General features: G+C 42.4%; 18 protein-coding genes and 1 pseudogene. 11 read left to right on the forward strand and 8 right to left on the reverse strand.

The window, feature by feature from the left end:
• The coding region (locus AC5JM2_RS13110) for a Uma2 family endonuclease (RefSeq protein WP_495835313.1) at nt 1-462 on the forward strand (462 nt) is incomplete at its 5' end.
• Between the two features lie 45 nt (nt 463-507).
• On the opposite strand, the gene AC5JM2_RS13115 is transcribed toward AC5JM2_RS13110, so the two are convergent.
• Nucleotides 508-1,239 carry a GDSL-type esterase/lipase family protein gene (locus AC5JM2_RS13115; RefSeq protein ID WP_495835314.1) on the reverse strand — a complete coding sequence of 244 codons (732 nt, stop codon included), beginning with the start codon at nt 1,237-1,239 and terminating at the stop codon, nt 508-510.
• A gap of 67 nt (nt 1,240-1,306) precedes the next feature.
• On the reverse strand, nt 1,307-2,212 hold the full coding sequence (gene miaA / locus AC5JM2_RS13120; RefSeq protein ID WP_495835315.1) for a tRNA (adenosine(37)-N6)-dimethylallyltransferase MiaA: 906 nt from the start codon (nt 2,210-2,212) through the stop codon (nt 1,307-1,309).
• A 181-nt stretch (nt 2,213-2,393) separates the two neighbouring features.
• On the opposite strand from miaA, the gene gyrB reads away from it, so the two are divergent.
• The 3 genes from gyrB (at nt 2,394) to rpoD (ending at nt 8,330) form a co-directional block, all read left to right on the forward strand.
• Nucleotides 2,394-4,331: a DNA topoisomerase (ATP-hydrolyzing) subunit B gene (gyrB, locus tag AC5JM2_RS13125; protein ID WP_495835316.1), complete on the forward strand. Its 1,938-nt coding sequence runs from the start codon at nt 2,394-2,396 to the stop codon at nt 4,329-4,331.
• Nucleotides 4,332-5,007: 676 nt separating this feature from the next.
• Nucleotides 5,008-5,619: a fasciclin domain-containing protein gene (locus AC5JM2_RS13130; RefSeq protein ID WP_495835317.1), complete on the forward strand. Its 612-nt coding sequence runs from the start codon at nt 5,008-5,010 to the stop codon at nt 5,617-5,619.
• A 1,535-nt stretch (nt 5,620-7,154) separates the two neighbouring features.
• Nucleotides 7,155-8,330: an RNA polymerase sigma factor RpoD gene (gene rpoD / locus AC5JM2_RS13135; protein WP_495835318.1), complete on the forward strand. Its 1,176-nt coding sequence runs from the start codon at nt 7,155-7,157 to the stop codon at nt 8,328-8,330.
• A 206-nt stretch (nt 8,331-8,536) separates the two neighbouring features.
• On the opposite strand, the gene AC5JM2_RS13140 is transcribed toward rpoD, so the two are convergent.
• Entirely contained in the window at nt 8,537-8,716 is a 180-nt protein-coding gene (locus AC5JM2_RS13140; RefSeq protein WP_495835319.1) for a high light inducible protein, read from the reverse strand.
• 188 nt (nt 8,717-8,904) lie between these two features.
• Here AC5JM2_RS13140 and AC5JM2_RS13145 point away from each other — a divergent pair, with 188 nt between their 5' ends.
• Nucleotides 8,905-9,171: a DUF3455 domain-containing protein gene (locus AC5JM2_RS13145; protein ID WP_495835320.1), complete on the forward strand. Its 267-nt coding sequence runs from the start codon at nt 8,905-8,907 to the stop codon at nt 9,169-9,171.
• A gap of 164 nt (nt 9,172-9,335) precedes the next feature.
• Here the strand turns inward: AC5JM2_RS13145 and gyrA are convergent, their stop codons facing one another.
• Complete coding sequence (gene gyrA / locus AC5JM2_RS13150) at nt 9,336-11,855, reverse strand: DNA gyrase subunit A (protein WP_495835321.1); 2,520 nt, start codon at nt 11,853-11,855, stop codon at nt 9,336-9,338.
• Between the two features lie 258 nt (nt 11,856-12,113).
• Here gyrA and AC5JM2_RS13155 point away from each other — a divergent pair, with 258 nt between their 5' ends.
• Entirely contained in the window at nt 12,114-12,518 is a 405-nt protein-coding gene (locus AC5JM2_RS13155) for a response regulator (protein ID WP_495835322.1), read from the forward strand.
• A 260-nt stretch (nt 12,519-12,778) separates the two neighbouring features.
• Here AC5JM2_RS13155 and AC5JM2_RS13160 read toward each other — a convergent pair whose 3' ends face one another.
• Entirely contained in the window at nt 12,779-13,672 is an 894-nt protein-coding gene (locus tag AC5JM2_RS13160) for a tetratricopeptide repeat protein (protein ID WP_495835323.1), read from the reverse strand.
• A gap of 825 nt (nt 13,673-14,497) precedes the next feature.
• On the opposite strand from AC5JM2_RS13160, the gene AC5JM2_RS13165 reads away from it, so the two are divergent.
• From AC5JM2_RS13165 to AC5JM2_RS13180, 4 genes are all read left to right on the forward strand, one after another.
• Nucleotides 14,498-15,970, forward strand: coding sequence for an efflux RND transporter periplasmic adaptor subunit (locus AC5JM2_RS13165; RefSeq protein ID WP_495835324.1), 1,473 nt, complete (start codon nt 14,498-14,500; stop codon nt 15,968-15,970).
• A complete protein-coding gene (locus tag AC5JM2_RS13170) occupies nt 15,967-17,184 on the forward strand; it encodes an ABC transporter permease (RefSeq protein ID WP_495835325.1) in 1,218 nt (405 codons plus the stop codon). Before AC5JM2_RS13165 ends, AC5JM2_RS13170 begins: the two co-directional genes overlap by 4 nt.
• Nucleotides 17,185-17,274: 90 nt before the next feature.
• Complete coding sequence (locus AC5JM2_RS13175) at nt 17,275-18,039, forward strand: ABC transporter ATP-binding protein (protein WP_495835326.1); 765 nt, start codon at nt 17,275-17,277, stop codon at nt 18,037-18,039.
• 73 nt (nt 18,040-18,112) lie between these two features.
• Nucleotides 18,113-18,247: a hypothetical protein gene (locus AC5JM2_RS13180; RefSeq protein ID WP_495835327.1), complete on the forward strand. Its 135-nt coding sequence runs from the start codon at nt 18,113-18,115 to the stop codon at nt 18,245-18,247.
• A 22-nt stretch (nt 18,248-18,269) separates the two neighbouring features.
• Here AC5JM2_RS13180 and AC5JM2_RS13185 read toward each other — a convergent pair whose 3' ends face one another.
• The gene (locus AC5JM2_RS13185; protein WP_495835328.1) at nt 18,270-18,800 is read right to left on the reverse strand and encodes an orange carotenoid protein N-terminal domain-containing protein; all 531 of its coding nucleotides are present in this window, start codon (nt 18,798-18,800) and stop codon (nt 18,270-18,272) included.
• A 215-nt stretch (nt 18,801-19,015) separates the two neighbouring features.
• Between AC5JM2_RS13185 and AC5JM2_RS13190 the strand changes: the two are divergent.
• Nucleotides 19,016-19,378, forward strand: a pseudogene (locus tag AC5JM2_RS13190) (hypothetical protein).
• Nucleotides 19,379-19,564: 186 nt separating this feature from the next.
• Here AC5JM2_RS13190 and AC5JM2_RS13195 read toward each other — a convergent pair.
• Nucleotides 19,565-20,206 carry an HAD-IA family hydrolase gene (locus AC5JM2_RS13195; RefSeq protein ID WP_495835329.1) on the reverse strand — a complete coding sequence of 214 codons (642 nt, stop codon included), beginning with the start codon at nt 20,204-20,206 and terminating at the stop codon, nt 19,565-19,567.
• On the reverse strand, nt 20,203-21,159 hold the full coding sequence (queG, locus tag AC5JM2_RS13200) for a tRNA epoxyqueuosine(34) reductase QueG (RefSeq protein ID WP_495835330.1): 957 nt from the start codon (nt 21,157-21,159) through the stop codon (nt 20,203-20,205). Before queG ends, AC5JM2_RS13195 begins: the two co-directional genes overlap by 4 nt.
• Nucleotides 21,160-21,175: the final 16 nt, after the last annotated feature.

Raw genomic sequence — 21,175 nt, forward strand, 5'->3', positions numbered from 1 at the left:
GTATTCACAATGCTTCTAGTACCGTTCCAGCCTCGTAAATTGGCAAAGGTATTGTATATGGTTTGGCGTTTTGGCAAGCCTCCAGAAGTTGCGATTGAAATTGTCTCGAACAAAGAAGGTGATGAACTAGGGAAAAAACTGGGAATTTATGAACATATGCGGGTCAGTTACTATATTGTCTATGATCCCACTTGTCAATTAGGAGAACAAGTGCTGCGGGTTTATGAACTTCGCGGAAGACGCTACTTTGAAACGACAGAAACTTGGTTAGAGCAAGTTGGCTTAGGTTTAACCCTCTGGCAAGGAGAATTTGAAGGTAGGCAAGATGTTTGGTTACGTTGGTGTTACAAAGATGGTATTGTTGTACAAACTGGGGATGAGCGTGCTTCCCAAGCAGAACAACGTGCTCAATTACTTGCAGAAAAACTACGAGCTATGGGTATTGATCCTGATACTCTGTAGAGAGGTTTCATGAAACGCTTCAACCAAAAAATTATCAAGGACGAATTATTCTTTCACATATTTTTCAATAGCTTGCTTCCACATTAAATATCCTTGACCATTTAAATGCAGTCCATCTTGTGTGTATCGAGCATCTAATTGATTCTGCAAATCGGATAAATGAGAGAAAACATCTATGTACTCATAAGAAAACTCTTTAGCCACTTCTCTCAACTGCAAATTTAGTTGCCAGACGTTCTTATTGTCTTGCCAATAGCGAGTCACTTGATTATTGATGGGTAAAACGCTTTGAATAAATACTTTTGTGTTTGGTATTTTATTTCGCAATTCTGTCAAAATCTGCTTGTATCCAGTTAATGTCTGTTCGACAGATTTATGAGCATTGATAAAGTCATTAATGCCTATCATTAAGAAAATTTTTTTTGGTTTAGATGCCACAACAGCGTTTAAACGATTTAAAACAGAATCTGTCGTGTCAGCGCTAATACCACGATTTTTTATATTTGGATTTTCCAGCAATTCTCCCCATTCGCCTTCATCAGTTAAACTATCTCCCAAGAAAATGATTCCGGAATAGAATTTGGGCAGGATTTCAAACTGGCTTTTTTTCTGTAGATAATAAATTGAGTAATTATTTTGAGTAGACTTGCTGGGAACGATTTTTTGTAATAAAGATGAAACTCCTCCTCTTCTGGCAATAAATACAGTCACTAGCAACAAAAATAAAAGATTGAGCAAGAGCGAAATAAATAATAAGATGACAATTGTATTGTTCATTGTTCTGATTTCATTATCAAAAGGAAAGTGCTTAAGTATTACAAGTTTAAATTGATGAGTTCGTCGGTTACTCTCCACTACAGTTAGCGATGAACTCTTGCACCCGTTGCCAAACTTTATCCAACAAATCAGGACTTTCTACATCAAACCACTCAATTTGAGGATATGCTCTAAACCAAGTCCGTTGGCGCTTAGCAAATTGCCTTGTGTGCAAAACAGTTAATTCTTTCGCTTCATCCAAAGAAATATCTCCTGCCAAATGTTGTTTGATTTCCTGATATCCTAAAGTATTGAGCAAAGGTAAGTCAGTACCATATTTCTGGCAAAGGTACTCTACTTCTGTTACTAAACCATCTGCAATCATCTTCTGTGTACGCTGTGCGATGCGTTGGGTAAGGTGAGCAGAGTCACAGTCCAAACCAATTTGCAAAATCGGATAATTTGGGGGATTCTCTCCTTGCTGATGGGAAATTGGGCGACCAGTGACGTAAAATACTTCCAATGCCCTTAAAGTGCGGACTGAGTCGTTTGGATGAATTTTTTGTGCTGCAATCGAGTCAACTTGTTGCAACATATCGTACAATAGCCTTTGACCTAAAGATTCGAGTTGCGATCGCAATTCCTTGTGCGCTGCAACCCTGGGAATTCTCAAACCCTGTGTGATGGAGCGTATGTATAAACCAGTCCCACCAACGAGGAACAGAGGATGAGAACCAGAAGCAATTAACGCCTGTGCTTGCTCTTGATAGTCTGCAACTGTCATAGTGTTTGTCGGCTTGCAGATATCTATAAGATAGTGTGGTACGAACTTTTGTTCAGCTTCTGTAGGTTTAGCTGTACCAATATTAAATTCCCGATAAACCTGACGGGAATCTGCACTCAGAATAACTGAGTCAAGTCGCATTGCCAAATCCAACCCTAATCCCGACTTACCCGTCGCCGTCGCGCCACAAATCACAATTAATTTAGTCATTAGTCAATGAAGAGTAAACACTGACAACTGACAGCTGATAACTAATTAGGTACATCCCCCTCATAAACTTCTCTTCAAATTGCCCTAAAGTCGCCAGCAAGGCTTTTGTGCTAGAATTTTTGAGTCTTTTGATATTTGAAACCATTAGGCGATTTTAACCCCAATTAACAGGAGAGTTTACATGACGAGCAGTTACAGTGCCGCTCAGATTCAAGTTCTGGAAGGTCTGGAACCCGTTCGCAAGAGACCGGGAATGTACATAGGTTCCACAGGCCCGCGAGGACTCCATCATTTAGTTTACGAGGTGGTGGACAACTCAGTAGATGAAGCTTTGGCGGGTTACTGCACTCATGTGGAGGTGGATCTCAACTCTGATGCTTCTGTAACCGTTGTAGATGATGGTCGGGGTATCCCTACAGATATTCACCCTCAAACGGGAAAATCAGCATTGGAAACTGTGTTAACAGTACTACACGCTGGGGGAAAATTTGGCAGCGGGGGCTACAAAGTTTCTGGAGGATTGCACGGTGTTGGTGTTTCCGTGGTGAACGCCCTGTCTGAGTGGATAGAAGTGACAGTTTGGCGAGATAAAAAGGTTCATATCCAGCGCTACGAACGGGGTGTTCCTGTAACAGAACTGATAGCCAAGCCCTACAAGGAAAACCGCACGGGAACTTCTGTCACCTTCAAACCCGACTCCCAAATCTTTACAACCGTCACTGAATTTGATTACACGACTATATCAAGCCGCTTGCGGGAATTGGCATATCTAAATGCTGGAGTCAAAATTACTTTTACTGATAACCGTCTGGAACTGCTTAAAAGTGATCAACCTAAGGTAGAAACCTACGAATACAAAGGTGGTATTCGGGAATATATTACCTATATGAACAGTGATAAGCAACCACTGCATGAAGAAGTTATCTTTGTACAGGGAGAACGCAACAACGTTCAAGTTGAAGTTGCTTTGCAGTGGTGTACTGATGCTTATACAGACAATGTCCTAGGCTTTGCCAATAATATTCGCACGGTGGACGGTGGTACACATCTAGAAGGTTTAAAGGCAGTTCTAACTCGTACTTTGAATAATGTTGCCCGCAAACGCAACAAAATCAAAGAAAATGAACCTAACCTAAGTGGGGAACACGTCCGCGAAGGTTTGACGGGTGTGATTTCTGTGAAAGTCCCAGAACCGGAATTTGAAGGACAAACCAAAACCAAATTAGGTAACACAGAAGTTCGGGGAATAGTAGATTCTTTTGTCGGAGAAGTTCTCACCGAGTACCTGGAATTTCATCCTAGTGTTGCTGATTCTATTTTAGATAAAGCTATCCAAGCTTTCAAAGCTGCAGAAGCCGCCCGACATGCGCGGGAATTAGTGCGGCGCAAATCGGTGCTGGAATCTTCACCTTTACCAGGTAAATTAGCAGATTGTAGTTCTAGGGATCCTAAGGAGTCGGAAATCTACATCGTGGAAGGGGATTCAGCAGGTGGGAGTGCAAAACAAGGACGCGATCGCCGCTTCCAAGCAATTCTCCCCCTGCGCGGTAAAATCCTGAATATTGAGAAAACTGACGACGCCAAAATTTATAAAAATACTGAAATTCAGGCGCTCATTACAGCACTCGGTTTAGGAGTTAAGGGCGAAGAATTCGACGCATCCCAACTGCGCTATCACCGTATAGTCATAATGACTGACGCTGACGTAGATGGAGCGCACATCCGGACTTTGTTGTTAACTTTCTTCTATCGGTATCAGAGGGCGTTGATTGAGCAGGGTCATATTTACATCGCTTGTCCCCCACTGTTTAAAGTAGAACGGGGACGTAATCATTACTATTGCTATAGTGAGCGTGAGCTACAACAGCGTCTGGCTGAGTTTCCCGATAACGCCAATTACACCATCCAACGCTTCAAAGGTTTGGGTGAAATGATGCCAGAACAACTGTGGACAACCACGATGAACCCAGAAACTCGCACTTTCAAGCAAGTGGAAATTGAAGACGCCGCCGAAGCTGATCGGATTTTCACGATTTTGATGGGCGATCGCGTTGCACCCCGTCGCGAATTCATTGAAACTTACGGTTCCAAACTCAATTTGACCGATTTAGATATCTAAGTTGTGTGTGAATTTGCTGACTACTCGCTTCCCGATACAAAATTACCTATCTTTTCCGGACGCGTTTTTGGCGACGCCAGTCGCCTAGTAAGGGTAAAAGCCCACATTGTAGCTGAAGGGAAGCCCAACGGAAACCCTCGTCATCGTGAGAGCGAGAAAACGCCCTATGGCTAACGCCACGGCTTACGGCTATCGGGGAGAACCTTTGGTTCCGCTAGCCCCTAAAAGGGGCGCTGCGCAAACGCTTTAGACCTCTGGCCGTGCGCTTTGCGCATACGCCAGTCGCCGTGAGAGCGGGAGACCCTCCAAAGAGCGCTGGTCTCACCACATCCTAAGTCCTGGGGAGACGCTCTTGCAACAAGGCGGAAAACCTTTTGGGCTGTCACTTCCGCAGTGGCTCCCCTGCTGCACCGTCCTGGACTTTCCATCATTCGCAGTCCTTGTTGCCCTGCGGAAGAAACAAGGACTGCGAACTGCTTGCTGTTTCAGCGTCCGCCGGAAGGCGTCTACAAGTCAGCACACCCGGTCTCACAACTGGCATACTAGTTGTTGGCACAAAAGGGACAAGACCGAGAAGCTAAGATGTATGAACGTAACTGAGTATCAGTTACTTTATTAACATTTGTTAAAATTTAGAAATTTTAGTGGAACAATACTTAGAAGAAGATATAACAACATGAAAGCAAGCAAAAACAATTTAGCAAAAGTACTATTTAGCGTTATTGTTGCTGTTAGTCTTATAGCTTTGTCTGCTTGTGGTCAGCCTAGTGTGGATAACACAACTTCTCCTCAAGCTGCGAAAACTCCAGCAACAAAAACTCCTACTACCCCAACGGCAAGCAAAAATTTGGCAGAACTGGCACACTCAGCATCCACTCAGGGTTCTTTTACAACGCTAACACAGGCAGTGCAAGCTGCAGGTTTAACTCAACAAATGGCAGAACAAGGACCTTACACAGTCTTTGCTCCGACGAATGCTGCTTTCGCTGCTTTACCAAAAGGTACAATTGAAAAGCTTCTTAAACCAGAAAATAAGCAAGAATTGATCAAACTTTTGAGCTATCATGTTCTACCGGGACAGGTCACCTCTAGCCAACTGACATCTGGACAGGTTAAAACAATTGAAGGTTCTGCTGTGACAGTAAAGGTTGACACTACCACCAGTAGAGTTATCGTAAACGATGCTAAAGTCATTCAGGCAGACATTCCAGCTAGTAACGGCGTCGTTCACGTAGTGGATAAGGTTATTCTACCTCCAAAATTTCCAGCAAGTCTTGGCTCTAATTAGATTCAGTGAACTGTTACCAGTAAACCTGCCCTCACTGGTATGCCTATTTTCCGAGGACACGCTTGTTTAAAGCCATCGTTACCCAAGGGATGGAAGTGATAACTGTGGAGATACCAAGCTACTCACTTGAGATATGAGATATTTAAGGTAACTCCTTACACATATAAAAATTCTTTATTAAAAAGCACTGAGATAATATTTATTTTTATTTGCTTAAGTATAAAAACAAACATTTTTACAACCAATATACTCTGCATTTCTGTTTATTGTTGTTAACTTTAAGTACTGGTTGGAGCAATGTCTTCTTAGAACGAGCAACCAGAATATAGTTTCAATTATTCCCCTTATCCTAAGCCACTGTCTACTTTCGTCCCACATTTCCAGACCTCTCAATTAACCAACAAGGGATTAGTACCATTACCAGAGTGATCAAACAATTGATGATCATCTGTACGGTGCTCTGGTGATAAATATTTCTTAAAACACCTCATAGCAGGCTATGGTATATTTCGTACCTGTCTTCTGAAATTGGGCATGAAATAGGTTATTATCGATAGTCTTAACTGTCAAATCCTTTTTTAATTGATTAAAATTATCCTTGTATACAATAAGAAGAGTTTGTCAAGATTCATAAGGTTGAAGTTTCAACAGTACGTTAACGTGTGATTAAGAGCAGATTGGCTGAGTCTAGATTCCTTTTCGAGCTAACTGATGCTGCCAAAGTCTTAACTCCTAAGTTAAAGTGATTGGCAGAAGAAAGTTAAGTGATCACGAAAAACACCACCGTTACTCTATTTGTTGTATTCATGGTGCTTATAGTACGCCTAATGGAAGAAAATACAAAGCCACCTTAGACAGGTTGTGTAAGACATACTTGTCGCCATATGGCGAACTTAACTCCACTCAGTTGCTTGTAAAGGAAATGTAAAAATGGCTGTAAGGATCTTTTCTGATCTCATTCGATCAAAAATATGCTTTTTCTAAGTAAAGAATGTTCTAAGTAATACATTGGTCTAGATATGAAGCAGGTGTATTGACACGAAATTCAAATGAAAATACCCCAGCAATTCCAAAAAATTTTGGAGAAAATACAAAAGTATAGTCTCTTTATCAATGTCTTACTTTTGATGCAACAGTATTTAGATTGTTCAATAGTTTCATGATTAGGACACAAAAACAGTTCAATTTCTGTGAAACAGGCTACAATCGGAACAGTCTTTACAAAAGAATCTCCCAACAGTCATATTCATTTGTATGGAGTGGTAATTGTTTTTAGTAGTCCAAAGTCTTTATTTAGACTAGTAAGTGAAAGGTGATGTTGCTTGGCAACACACATGGCGTTGACTAAAGATAAGAATTTATCTTCAACCAGGCTTTCTCTCTAGGGGAAAACTCCGTTGTGAAGGTGTATAAATTCTAAATTTATCTTAGGCAAAGTCGCCAAAAGCCCTCTATTGTGTTGGTAAATAGTTCACCTTAAGAGTAGTAAACACATCTTAAGTAATTGATTCTGCAAGGAGCATGAGGAACGCGGCATGAACCAGGCTAACAACGTACTCGAAAATATATATCAGCCTGATGATCTGGAAATAATGAATCAGCCTGAGATTGAGTTAGAAGAACTCTTAATTGACGACGAAGAGGACTTGCTGACGGGCGATGAAGGCGAACTCGATGAATTTTTAGAGCCTCAGTCTGATGAGGACGACTTAAAGTCTGGAAAAGCCGCTAAGGGGCGTCGTCGATCTCAAAGCAAGAAAAAGCATTACACGGAAGATTCGATCCGCCTTTACTTGCAAGAAATAGGTCGAATTCGCCTGTTGCGTGCAGACGAAGAAATTGAATTGGCACGCAAGATTGCCGATTTACTGGAATTAGAACGAGCGCGCGAAAAACTTTCGCAGCAGTTAGCTCGTGAGCCTTACGACAGTGAATGGGCAGAAGCAGTACAAATACCCATGCCACAATTTCGTTATCGGCTACACATTGGTCGCAGAGCGAAAGATAAGATGGTCCAATCAAATCTGCGTCTTGTCGTTTCAATTGCGAAGAAGTATATGAATCGAGGCTTGTCTTTTCAAGACTTGATTCAAGAAGGTAGTCTTGGTTTGATTCGTGCGGCAGAAAAGTTTGACCACGAGAAAGGATACAAGTTTTCTACATACGCGACATGGTGGATTCGTCAGGCGATAACCCGTGCGATCGCTGATCAATCCCGTACTATTCGCCTTCCAGTTCACCTGTACGAAACCATTTCCCGGATTAAGAAAACGACCAAGCTGCTTTCTCAAGAAATGGGTCGTAAACCCACCGAAGAAGAAATTGCCACGAGAATGGAAATGACAATTGAGAAGCTGCGGTTTATTGCTAAATCAGCACAATTGCCTATTTCACTAGAAACGCCAATTGGTAAAGAAGAGGATTCTCGACTGGGCGATTTTATTGAATCTGATGGTGAAACACCAGAAGACCAAGTTTCTAAAAACCTGCTGCGAGAAGACCTGGAAAAAGTACTCGACAGCCTTAGCCCCCGTGAAAGAGATGTTCTCAGATTGCGTTATGGCTTAGATGACGGTCGTATGAAGACCTTAGAAGAAATCGGACAAATTTTCAATGTGACTCGTGAGCGAATTCGTCAAATTGAAGCAAAGGCGCTACGCAAGTTACGTCACCCAAATCGTAACAGCGTTCTAAAGGAGTACATCCGTTAGTTATTAGTCATTATGTCATGAGTCATTGATTTTAGACAAATGACTCATGATTGAGAAAAAACAAAAAGCGGTCAAACCAGTGCTGTTTTGAGGTTAACCCACAAACAGGCTATTGGTGCTTGCGAAAAGCCTGGAAGTATAACACTTCCAGGCTTTTTGTTTATTTATGTATTTATTTATTACCAAGCGCTCTGTAACCAGAAAAGTTACAGAATGCCCCAGAAGTGTAGGAAACCTTGACCAGAGAATAGCTCAATAAGGGCAGCGGCTAAAAAGCCAATCATCGCCAAGCGACCATTCCAAACTTCTGCTTGAGGTGTGAAACCCCAACGCCAAGAATTACGGTCATCAACTACAGGGGTAACGGTTTTTGTTGCGTTTGTCATAACTGGCACTCCAAACTGAATTATTTAAGGTTTGTTACCTTATGTAAACTAATATAACAATTTTTAAGAAGTTGTGTCACTTTTCCCATAATCTTATTGCAATTTTTTGACTTATTTTTAACTTACCTTGAAGTAAATCTCTTTAAGGTAATTGGTGTTCCTCCTTTGTTGAATGAGGTTTAAGTGTCATGAAACTAGAAATGAAGTGCAAACAGATATGCTTCCTACTACTTCCGTTACTGATTGCACAGGTTGGTGTTGCTCAAACGCCACAACAGAAGACGATTGCGCTGCCTCAGCTTCCTGAAAACTTAAAGGTACCACCAAATCAAGTGCTACTGCTTGGGGAGAGGGCTACAGGAGTACAAATTTATCAATGTAAAGCGAAATCCAGCAACACCAAGCAATTTGAGTGGACGTTTGTAGCACCTGAGGCTAAACTATTTGCGCTGTGACTACTTGTTTTATGGCGCAAATCCTTAACTGGGGCTAAGCCAGCACAGCTTAACTTACGCTAGTACTTACGGTTAAGTGAAAGTATTTCTAAAGTAAGCACTGCCTGGCAATTACCCAGCAATGATCAGCATAGCCTCTCTACACTAGAATTGCAGGCTGAGCATTACGAGTGTAGTTCAATCACAGAAATGATTTTTTCTTCACGACTAAGTTGAAGGATACTTTCACCAGGGCTATCTTTACCCAAGATTGGAACTGTTTCTACTCCAAGGCGTACCACTCGTTGGTGATTGGTAACTACAGCCACCTCAGCACCTGCGATCGCTCGTACCATTCCTGCTAAAATGTCAGTCTTGTTGGTGAATTTAAAGGTCTGAGTTCCAATATCACCCCGATTCGCCGCCCGCAAACCACTTACAGGAATGCGCTTAGCGTATCCTAATTGAGTGACCAGTAACAGGTTTTCCTTTGTGTTTGAAGTCACACAACCAACCATTTCTTCTTGCTGGCGCACGCGTAAACCTTGCAGACCCATAGCAGCGCGACCCATAATCGGGAATTGATTGTCATTAACCTCAAACTTCAAAACTCGCCCACCTGAACTTGCCAAAACCAAATGTTCGCTTCCAGTGCTGAACTGAGTGCATAACAATTCATCCTCGTCTTTGAGTTTCAAGATAGTTATTCCACGACGAGTAAGGTTAGTTAATTCTGTAAGGGACAAACGCTTGATTCTTCCTTGCTTTGTCAGGAGAACAATCTCACTATTTTCTGGATGATCTGGTAATATAAAGCGCTTAATCACACCTTCTTGAGCGTCCTGCTGAGCAGAATTTGACAGCAACGTAATCAATGGTGTTCCTCGTGCAGAACGTCCACTGCTGGCAGGGATATCCGCCACATTCACTGGGTAAACCTTACCACCACTGGTGAGTACCAGCAAGTCTTTTGCTGTGTCAGTTAACACACTTTGGAGCACAATGTCATTATCGGACGTACTGTTGTCAGTTCTCGCCTTTCGGGGTGAAGGTTGAGAGCGACGTACATATCCCCTGTGCGTAAACTCTAATACGACTTCTTCTGGCGGGGCTTCCAGTTTAAGATTTTCAACTTTGGATTTTGTATTTTCTATATCCTCTTGTGCTGTGTTGCTCTTGTGTTCAAGATCTCCCCTGTTCCTCTGCTCCTGTGCTATCCTAGTCCGACGATCATCATTGTATTTGCGCTTGAGCGATCGCAAATCTTTCTTGAGTGACTTCAATAATTCTCGTCTATCGTCCAGCAACGTCCGCAACAACTGAATTTGCCCATTGAGTTGCTCATACTCCTTGTGTAAATTTTGCTGTTCTAAATTCGTTAAACGTCGCAATGGCATAGCCAAAATAGCATCCGCTTGCACCTCACTCAAATCCAGTCGGTTTTGCAAGCTCATTTTTGCTGTAGTCCCATCAGCAGCACTTCGTAAAATCTCTACAACCTCATCTACGTGAGATAGTGCTTTGAGTAAACCTTCAACCAAATGCAGCCGAGTTTGAGCCTTATCCAATTCATGAGAGTAGCGACGGTTCAGAGTTTGCTCCCGAAAACTTAAAAACTCCTGCAACAGTTGACGCAAGCTCAACTGACGCGGTTGTCCATCTACCAAGGCGAGGAGAATCGCCCCAAAGTTGCTTTGCAAGGCGGTTTGGTGATACAAATTCTGGAGAACTTCTTGAAAATTGGTATCGCGTTTGAGTTCAATCACGACGCGCATTCCCTGGCGATCGCTTTCATCCCGAAGATCTGCAATTCCTTGAAGCCGACCTTGATTCACCAAGTCCGCGACTTTCTCAATCCAACCAGCCTTATTCACCTGATAAGGCAATTCTGTAACCACAATTGCTGTCCGGCGCTTGTTACCCCTGCTTTGCGCAACTTCCTCAATTTGGGCAATTCCCCGCAGCACAATACTGCCTCGACCTGTGGTGTATGCTTCTTTGATTCCAGCGTTACCCACAATTTCACCACCAGTGGGAAAATCTGGTCCGGGAATGATCTCAAATAATTTTTCATCGGATAAATCAGGGTTATCAATTAATGCTATCAACCCATCTATCACTTCCCCTGAGTTATGCGGTGGAATATTCGTCGCCATTCCCACAGCAATACCAGAACTGCCATTGAGCAAGAGAAATGGTAACTGTGCTGGTAATACGGTTGGTTCTTGTTGGGAATTATCAAAGTTACCGATAAAATCTACCGTTTCATCACCAATTTCCGTCAGCATTCCCTCGTGGCTGATAGCTGCAAGGCGCGTTTCTGTATAACGCATCGCTGCTGGCGGATCATTATCCACACTCCCGAAATTACCATGTCCTGCTAATAAAGGATAGCGACTGGAAAAGTCCTGTACCAGCCTGACTAAGGCATCATAAACTGCTTGGTCACCGTGGGGGTGGTACTTACCTAACACGTCTCCCACCACACGCGCACACTTACGATAGGGTCGATCCGGTGTCAACCCTAATTCGTGCATGGCATACAAAATGCGTCGGTGAACTGGTTTTAAGCCATCTCGCACATCTGGTAACGCTCGCCCAACAATGACACTCATGGCATATTCGAGATAAGACCGTTGCATCTCAGTATGCAAGGCTGTGGTAATGACCTGTCCCTCACAGAGAAGGTTTAACTGTTTTGCCATGAGTTTTTTTTCCTAAATTTCCACTACACAGAATTTGCCGTTAACGAAGACTGCAGCAACCACAGCATCACGGATGAAATATTCTTCATTACACAATCTTGATAGTCACAGGATAGAAAGCGGTAGTATCATCCTTGTTGACAAAGATTTATATTGATTATTTCAAAGAAAGCACACAAAGTTTTAATTAGGTGGTATTGTCCTGTTCACTAGCCTGTGTGCTTTTAGTTAAGATGCACAAACAAAAGTCAAATTCTCATGAAAACTGTTTTGATTGTCGAAGATGATCTGATTAATGCTCGCGTTTTTTCCAAAATCTTGACTAAGCGAGGTGGCTTGGAGGTCAAACATACTGAAAATGTAGAAGAAGTTATCAAAATTGCCCAATCGGGAGAAGTTGACATTATCTTGATGGATGTTTCTCTGTCAAGAAGTGTTTACCAGGGTAAGTCTGTTGATGGTATCAAAATTACACAAATGTTAAAATCCGATCCGGAAACAGCTATCTTACCTATTATTTTGGTAACAGCACACGCTATGGAGGGCGATCGCGAGAACTTTCTCAAACAAAGTGGTGCTGATGGCTACATATCTAAGCCGATTGTGGACCACCAACAGTTTGTTGACCAGATCTTGGCACTGCTACCTCAACAGAACGACTAAACGCACCATTTGGGGCATAAAAGAATGTTTCCCCCCCGGTAAACTGCACCTAGCACATTTCCATAGTAGTGTTCTTTTCTTAAGAACATACCTGGAACAGTAGCTCAACACATAGATTGCGATTGGGCTACTGCTTCTTTGATATAATAATATATATGTACTATTAGATGAGATTTTCAGCAAGTAGCAATGGGAAAGATGAGGGAGAAACTTACTCCAAATCAGAGACAATTTCCCTCCTTTCCCTGATCCCCTGTTCTCTACTGCGGGGTCATTTGTTGCCTGGTGCTAGAATCTGAAGGTTCTTCACGTTGCTGGAGAGCAGCTTGAATGCCAGGTAATTCTAAGAATTTTTTCGTATCAGACAGCAAGCGTGTGCCCCAAAGATTTTGTTTAAGAAAATCTAAATCAGCATAGCGTTCATCAATGCGGACTGCGGCTTGTCCCATTGCTAGAGCTTGTCTTTGATCGCCTTTGGCATATAAAGCTACTGCCAATGCTAATAAGGGTTCTGCGGCTTGTTTCTCCATCCCAACAGCGTCTTGCCATTGCTTAATTGCGCCCTGGATGTCACCCTGTTCATACAAAATTAATCCAACGTTGTTAATGGCGGGCCAGAATTTTTTGTCAAAGGAAATAGCTTTTTTATATTGGATGAGGGCCTCTGGAAGTTTATTCTGCATGTAGTAAGCATTGCCCAAATCAAACAATCCCTCTGGATCATTGGGCTTTAACTTCAAACCCTGCTGGTAGTAACTCGCAGCCACTTGGTACTTTTGCTGCTGAAAGTAAGCCGAACCCAAAGCAAACTGAACGTCGCCATTTTTGGGATTGAGAGATTGTGCCTTTTTCAGAGCGTTAATACTATCATCCAATTTTTTACTTTGCAAATACAACCCACCCAAGAGAAACCACACTTTATCGTTCTTAGGAGCCAGTTGTGATGCTAACCGAGCTCTTGGTAGAGCTAGTTCATACTGTTGAAACTGCGCGAGTTGTGCTGCTTCCTTTGCCAAACCTAAACCTTGCTGCTCCAACTTCGCCGCATCAAGTTGCAGTGTATGAGGTACCAGTGCTTGTGCGTTCGTAGGTTGAGGTATGGACAAACCACAACAAATAACTAAAAGAGAAATCAAACCAATCCGTTTAGGCACACTACCGCCTCTTTGCCAAGAATGAAAGAATCTTTCCGTTAGCTTAAACGATTTCCACTGTTGACGACAGGAAACTTTTACAAACAAGAGTACAAGCGTATTCCCTGACTTGTGACCGATGAACGCTACTTGGGGGACTCGCAGGGAACCTCTGTTGGGGTATGCAAGGGAGCATATGAATCAAACGCGTATGCCTTCGGCACGCTTTGCGCTTACAGCAGTCCCTCCTGGCACACCCGAAACCCCTCATTTGCGCACCTACTCACCAAGGGCATAGTGGTTCCTAATCACACTGGACTTTGGCGAGGCGGCTTTTACCCCATCTCCATCCCCAAATCTGCTTTACCGTCGCTATTTTGTAACAGAGTCGCAGCTATTGTGGATGACAACCTTGGCTTAGCTTTTTGACAACAAGCTATGACTCAAATAATATCATGCTATACCAGTACGCAAGTTAAATTTTCAACAACAAGCTAATGATTTAGATAACCAAACTCAGAATATTAAAGATCAGGTGCAACTGCATTTTCATCCTTTTTGTCTGGCTGTAGAACTGTCATTCTTCCAAAAAATGCCAACTGACGCAAAATTTATAGTGTTCATAATAACTGTAAAAGTCACCCATTCAGGTGAAGTCATAACAAAGCATTTACCAATATTATGAAGATAAATTAAGCTACTATAGATTCTATATGTTTACATACTCATTGATTTATTAATAACTCTATTTTCAAAAGCCTTCTAAAAGTTGTAAAACTCCAAATTATTCGTTTTGCTCTTACACTGAAAAACGCTGATATCAAGCTATTGTCATGACAAGCTATTATGACTATATACTTAGAAACTCCTGTAATTGATAAAAAAGTTAAGCATCCAGTACGCTGGTTGATTGGTTTAGCGGCAGCTGGAGTATTGGTGATTGGTGGAACCACAACATACACAGTTGTCAATCGGGGAACAAGCAAACAAGACATAACTGCACTGACTGTCCCAGTTGAAGCGAAAGATGTGACTGTGCGAATTTCTGCCAGTGGTATAGTGCAGCCTGTTCAGAGCGTGAATATTAGCCCGAAAAACTCTGGAACTCTGGTACAGTTGTATGTTGAGCAAGGCGACAAGGTCAACCAAGGGCAAATTATTGCCAAAATGGACAGTGCAGATATTCAAGCACGAATCGCTGAGGCTCGTGCAAACTTAGCACAGAACCAAGCACAGTTGAATCAAGTCGTTGCTGGTAATCGTCCTCAAGAAATTGCTCAAGCAAAAGCACGTTTAGCACAAGCAGAGGCGCAACTTGCTCAAGCGCGTGCTGGTAATCGTCCTCAAGAAATTGCTCAGGCACAAGCTCAAGTAGATGCCGCTCAAGCAAAGGCGAAATATACAACCGAACAACTCAAGCGTTACCAATCTCTCTACCAGCAGGGAGCTGAGAAAAAACAATTGCTCGACCAAGCCATAAGTGAAGATAATGCTGCTAAGGCGAGTTTGCTAGAAGCTGAAAAACGCCTATCTCTACAACAAATTGGCACTCGTTCTGAAGAAATTTCTCAAAAAGAAGCAACAGTTGCTGAATCACGAGCAGCTTTGCAATTATCGGAAGCGGGTTCCCGTCCCGAGGAAATACAAGCGCGTAAAGCAGCTGTTGCAGCTGCTCAAGCTAAGTTAAAAACAGAGCAAGTAAATTTAGACAATACGATTATCCGCGCTCCCTTTTCCGGAGTTGTCACCCAGAAGTACGCCAATGTTGGTGCGTACGTCACACCAACAACTTCCGCTTCCTCAAGTGCATCGGCAACTTCTAGTTCTGTTGTTGCTGTCGCACGTGGCTTAGAAGTTCTAGCGAGTGTGCCAGAAGCTGATATAGGTAGAATTAAGCAGGGGCAGCAGGTAGAAATTGTCGCCGATGCCTATCCTGATCAAGTATTTAAAGGTCATGTCCGCTTGATTGCTCCTGAAGCAGTCAAGGAAGAAGGTGTCACATTGTTCCAGATCCGGGTGGCAATTGATACTGGCAGAGACAAACTGCGTTCTGGCCTGAACGTGGACATGACCTTTTTAGGTGATAAAGTACAAGATGCCTTACTCGTGCCAACTGTAGCAATTGTAACTGAGAAGGGAAACACAGGTGTCTTAGTACCAGATGCAAAGAATAAACCCCAGTTTCGTCCTGTCACAATTGGAGCACAGGTCAAAGACCAAACTCAGGTTTTAGAGGGACTGCAAGGGGGCGATCGCATCTTTCTCAACCCACCTGCAGATTACATGATTCAGAAAAAGCAGGAACAGGAAAAGAAATGAACATCCTAGAAAGTATCAAGATGGCAGGGAAAACCCTGATGTCGAATAAGTTACGTAGCGCCCTCACCATGCTGGGTATTGTCATCGGGAATGCCTCAGTCATTGCCATGATTGGGGTTGGTGAAGGAGGGCAAAAGTTTGTCAAAAACCAGCTAAATTCCCTAGGATCAAACATTTTGTTTGTCATTCCTGGTAATCGTGAGACTCAGCGTATCAGCAGGAAAGTGGCGAAAAATCTAGTGCTGGAAGATGCGGAGGCGATCGCCTCTCAAGTGCCAACAGTAGCAGGAGTCGCGCCTGAGTTAAATGGTAGATATGTAGCCAATTACCGTAACAGAAATACCAATGTCAACATCATTGGCACAACTTCCAGCTTTCCCAAAGTACGGGAGTTTGATACTGCCAAAGGTCGGTTTTTTACCGACATTGATATAAAGCGCAATAATCAAGTTGTTGTACTAGGTGCCAATTTAGCAGAAAGATTATTTGGTATTAGTAATCCCATAGGTCAGCAGTTGCGAATCAAAAATGCTAGCTTTCAAGTTATTGGTGTCCTAGAAGCTAAAGGCTCAAGCTTGGGATCTGACTATGATGAAGCAGCATTGGTGCCAATCACAACCTCAGCAAATCGACTTGTCGGACGGAATTCTCCCTATGGCATTGCATTAGATTACATTGTTGCTTCTGCTCGTGATAGCAACAGTGTTGATGCGGCAGAATTTCAAGTCACCAATTTGCTACGCCTGCGGCACAAAATTATCAGCGAAGATGACTTTACCATCCGCACTCAGAAGGATGCTTTGCAAACTGTTGGTCAAATCACAGGTGCTTTGACAATTATGCTGGCTGCTGTAGCAGGTATCTCCCTATTTGTCGGCGGTATCGGCATCATGAATATTATGCTCGTCTCCGTTACTGAACGCACTCAAGAAATTGGTTTACGTAAAGCTATTGGTGCAACTCAGCAGGATGTTCTGTCACAGTTCATCATAGAAGCGATCATTCTCTCAGCAGCAGGTGGGTTAATTGGTACTGCGATTGGTGTGAGCGGCATTATGGTAGTATCAGCCTTGACTCCACTAAAAGCAGGAATTTCTCCTGTAGCAATTGCCCTTGCAGTTGGTGTTTCTGGTGGTATTGGTTTATTCTTTGGTGTTGTACCTGCACGTCGTGCGGCTCAACTCGATCCAATTGTGGCGTTAAGAAGTGCTTAAAAGAATTTAAAACAAAGCAGGTAACTAGAGTAGCATTACCCAATTCAGTAAACTGATAGTGGGTTAGGTAAAATTCGGTTAAAAATTTATATGGCAAATACTCAATTACTGACTGACTCCCGCGTTCCCAATCCGGGAAATCAACCAGTTATTATTCGTTTAGAAAATGTTTTTAAAGTTTACGGTAGTGGCGAAGCTGAAGTGCGAGCACTCAACGGTGTTGACCTCACTATAGAGGAGGGTGAATACTGTTCAATCATGGGGCCATCTGGTTCTGGTAAATCCACGGCAATGAATATCATTGGTTGCTTGGACCGCCCCAGTTCGGGACATTATTACCTGGATAAACTTGATGTCGCCCAAATGAAAGATACAGATTTGGCAGAAATTCGGAATAAAAAACTGGGATTTGTATTCCAACAATTTCACCTTTTACCTCAGCTGAGCGCTTTAGAAAATGTAATGCTGCCGATGATCTACGCTGGTGTGAACGGTAAGGAACGACGTGATAGAGCCACAGAAGCTCTCAAGCGAGTAGGCTTAGAAAAGCGTCTAAATAATAAACCAACTCAACTGTCTGGAGGACAACAGCAACGGGTGGCTATAGCTCGTGCCATTGTAAACCGTCCAGTTTTACTTCTTGCAGATGAGCCGACAGGCGCACTCGACTCGCGCACAACCCAAGAAGTATTGGATATCTTTGGTGAACTCAATGGCAGTGGTATCACTGTTGTAATGGTAACCCATGAGCCAGAAGTTGCTCGTCAAACACGGCGTGTTGTTTGGTTTCGTGACGGTGATGTTGTACACTCTCACCTCAGTCCATCTGATGTGGGTCATTTGGCGGTGTCTTAGCTTGTGAATACTACTCCATTGATGCAACAGCATTGAGGTTATCTGCAATCGCGATACGCGGAGCGTCAAGCCTATGCGCAAAGCGCACGCTGCGCGAACGGCTTATCGCCTTTTTTTGATAGCAGCAGCGATCGCCACTCCCAATACAACACACATCACATTTATAGACTTTGCAATTAATTCGCTAGGATGCGTTAAGCTTGCCTAACGCACCATCACCCCCCTAGTGATTAAAGGCTTGAGGTTTTGCCAGTTTCGGATTGAGTTTCAATCGGCTTAACATCGCTGTAGCCCATATCACCGACAACTGTCCGCAAGACAGACATTTGTTCTTCAAAATCCAGTGTTTCTATTTGAGAAAGCACATTGTTAACTGCGTCAGTTGGTTTGTAGTTTCCTGGTATGTCAACGACTTGATCACCCATATTTTGTGCCCAAGCAAACCAGACGAATAGCTGGTTGTTTTCTTTGATGGCACCATACGCACGAGAAGATTCAGAATCTTCACGGTTGACAATTTCTCGCATAATTGTCAATTGTTCATCCTTAGACAATTTATAGTAATCGCCTAATAGTATTGGTGCTAGTTCTGGTTCTGCGGCAGGGGGAGCAGCGGGAGTAATTGAGTCACCCATTTTTTTATACACAAAATACAACCAAGCCAGTTTGGCATCTGTATCTAAGCGGTTAAATGTCTCTACGACTTTTTGAGTTTCACCGCTTAGGGCTTGAGGAACATTTTGATCGTAACTTGATGTCATAATTTTTATCCAAGGTTATTTCACAGATCAAACTTAGGGGTATCAGAGTTTGATCATCAATATCGACCACCAAGAGAAAGAGTTTTAGGAACTGGCAAAATAGACTTTTATCTGCCTTTTAATAGAGGTAAAAATCTATCCACAGATGCCAAGGATAGAAGAGTTGCCTTTGATACAATACCAGTTTGATAAAGAAATACTTGCAGGAGTTAGTCATGCCTGACGAAGTGAAGCCCAATCCATCGGAATCTCCTACCCAGGATGCACAATTAGCCGCTGAAAACATCGCTAGTGGTGAAGAAAAAGCACCAGGCGTGGATATCGAAGAAGATTATAAAGCTGCACAGCAATTGAGCGTGAGTGGAATTGATCGCACAGGTGAAGGTGCCAAAGCGGCTGAAGAGGTAACTGCACCTAAGCAGGAAGTGGGTCAATCGGAATAGAGAAAAACACAAGCCAAGCAAACTAGTAATCCTGATGATTACACAGATTTGGCAAAAGATGTTGGTGCTTCTAAAACTGAAGCTATAACTAACGTTAGTGATGATTTGGTAGAACAGGCAAAGAAAAAGGGTTAATAAAAGTAGTATTGGCTGGATTTGATAACAAAGTCAACTCAGATAAGTGTTCAATCTGTATTCAGCGTTATTTTACTCTTTTCTCATTCCTATACATCACAACATGGAAAAATATTCGGGAGGATTGCTACCTCCCGAAATTTACTATAAAAAATAGCTTATATTAATTGTTAGTTGACAATTAAACTAACAATTAATAGATTTTATTACCTCTAACAACTGACTTGGGTGATGAATTAAAAAATCTGGATGTTGTTTTGCTAATACTTCCTGTGAGTTGAACCCCCAAGTCACTGCGATCACCTTAATATTTGCTTTTTTTGATGCTTCGATGTCTCTGGTTTCATCTCCTACATAGATAACTTCTTGAGGTTTAATCTGTTTTTGCTTCAATACATTATTAATTATTGTTGTTTTACCGAAAATTGTCACTCCTGAAGAGATAAACTCAAATAACTTATCTAAATCATTGACCTTGATAAAATCTGTCACATTTTCTAGAGAATTAGAGGTTATAATTCCTAGTCTATAACCTTCATTGTTAAGCGCAACTAAGGCTTCTTTAATTCCTGAAATTGGTTTTAATTCTTTTATTTTATTTTTTAACTCAGTTTTCACTTTTTTGACCAAAAAAGGTATTTTTAAAATTGAAATTCCTGAGTATTTAATGATTTCCCTAGAGCTTAAGTTTCTTAAAAGGCCAAGCTCCTCTTGGGTAATTGGTATATATCCAAACTCTCCAGCTAAACGATTGGCAATACTTACCAAAGCATCTACTGTATCAGCAATTGTGCCATCAAAATCAAAAATAATTACTTTCTGGGTCATTCTTTCGCCTGTGGGAATGCGTCTAGATTAGCACGGGCATTCCGTCGCAACATATCTGGCTTAATCCGTCGCAACGCTGATGCCGAAAATTGTCTATCCCACTCTTGATCTGATATTTGAGCTAATTCTACCAGTTTAGGCGCAAGATTCCCAGGATACGGTTCAAACTCTGCAACATCTGTTTGTTTGGCAAAGCGCTGATTCCAAGGACAAACTTCTTGGCAAATATCACAACCAGCAACCCAGCCTTGTAAGTGGGATGTCATTGTTTGGGGCAATTTTTCATTGCGATTTTCAATCGTGTGATAGGCAATGCAGCGATTAGCATCGACGACAAACGGTTGGGTGATAGCACCTGTTGGACAAGCGTCAATACAACGAGTACAAGTACCACAGTGTTCTGTATGTGGGCGATCGCTCTGCAACTCCAAATTCGTCAGCACTTCCCCTAAAAACACCCAAGAGCCATACTCCTGGGTTATCACGTTTCCGTTCTTTGCAATCCAACCAAGTCCAGCTTTTTGCGCCCATACTTTATCTTGCACTGGACCTGTGTCTGCATAGTATCGTGCTTGAATTCCTTCATCAAATCCTTGCAACCAGGTTGTCATTGCCTTGAGTTTTTTGTGCATGACTTTATGGTAGTCTCGTCCCCAAGCATAGCGAGAAATTTTTGCGTATTCCCTTGTTCCAGGACGTTGATGATGTGTGTAGTAGTTGAGGGCGACACTAATGATCGTTCGCACCTCTGGCATAACCTTACGAATATCTTGGCGCTTAGGATTTGTCATCCATTCCATATCAGCGTGATAACCCAACCCTAGCCAAGTTTGCAATTTTTGTGTCTGTGTTGTGTTTTCCCCATCTATCGCAGCAATCCCAACCTTTTGGAATCCCAACTCTAAGGCTTTTTTTTTGACCTCACTGCTATTTGTTCGGGGGGATAGATTCATTTACTTTCTTTTAATT

It is taken from the genome of Brasilonema angustatum (genome assembly GCF_059505445.1).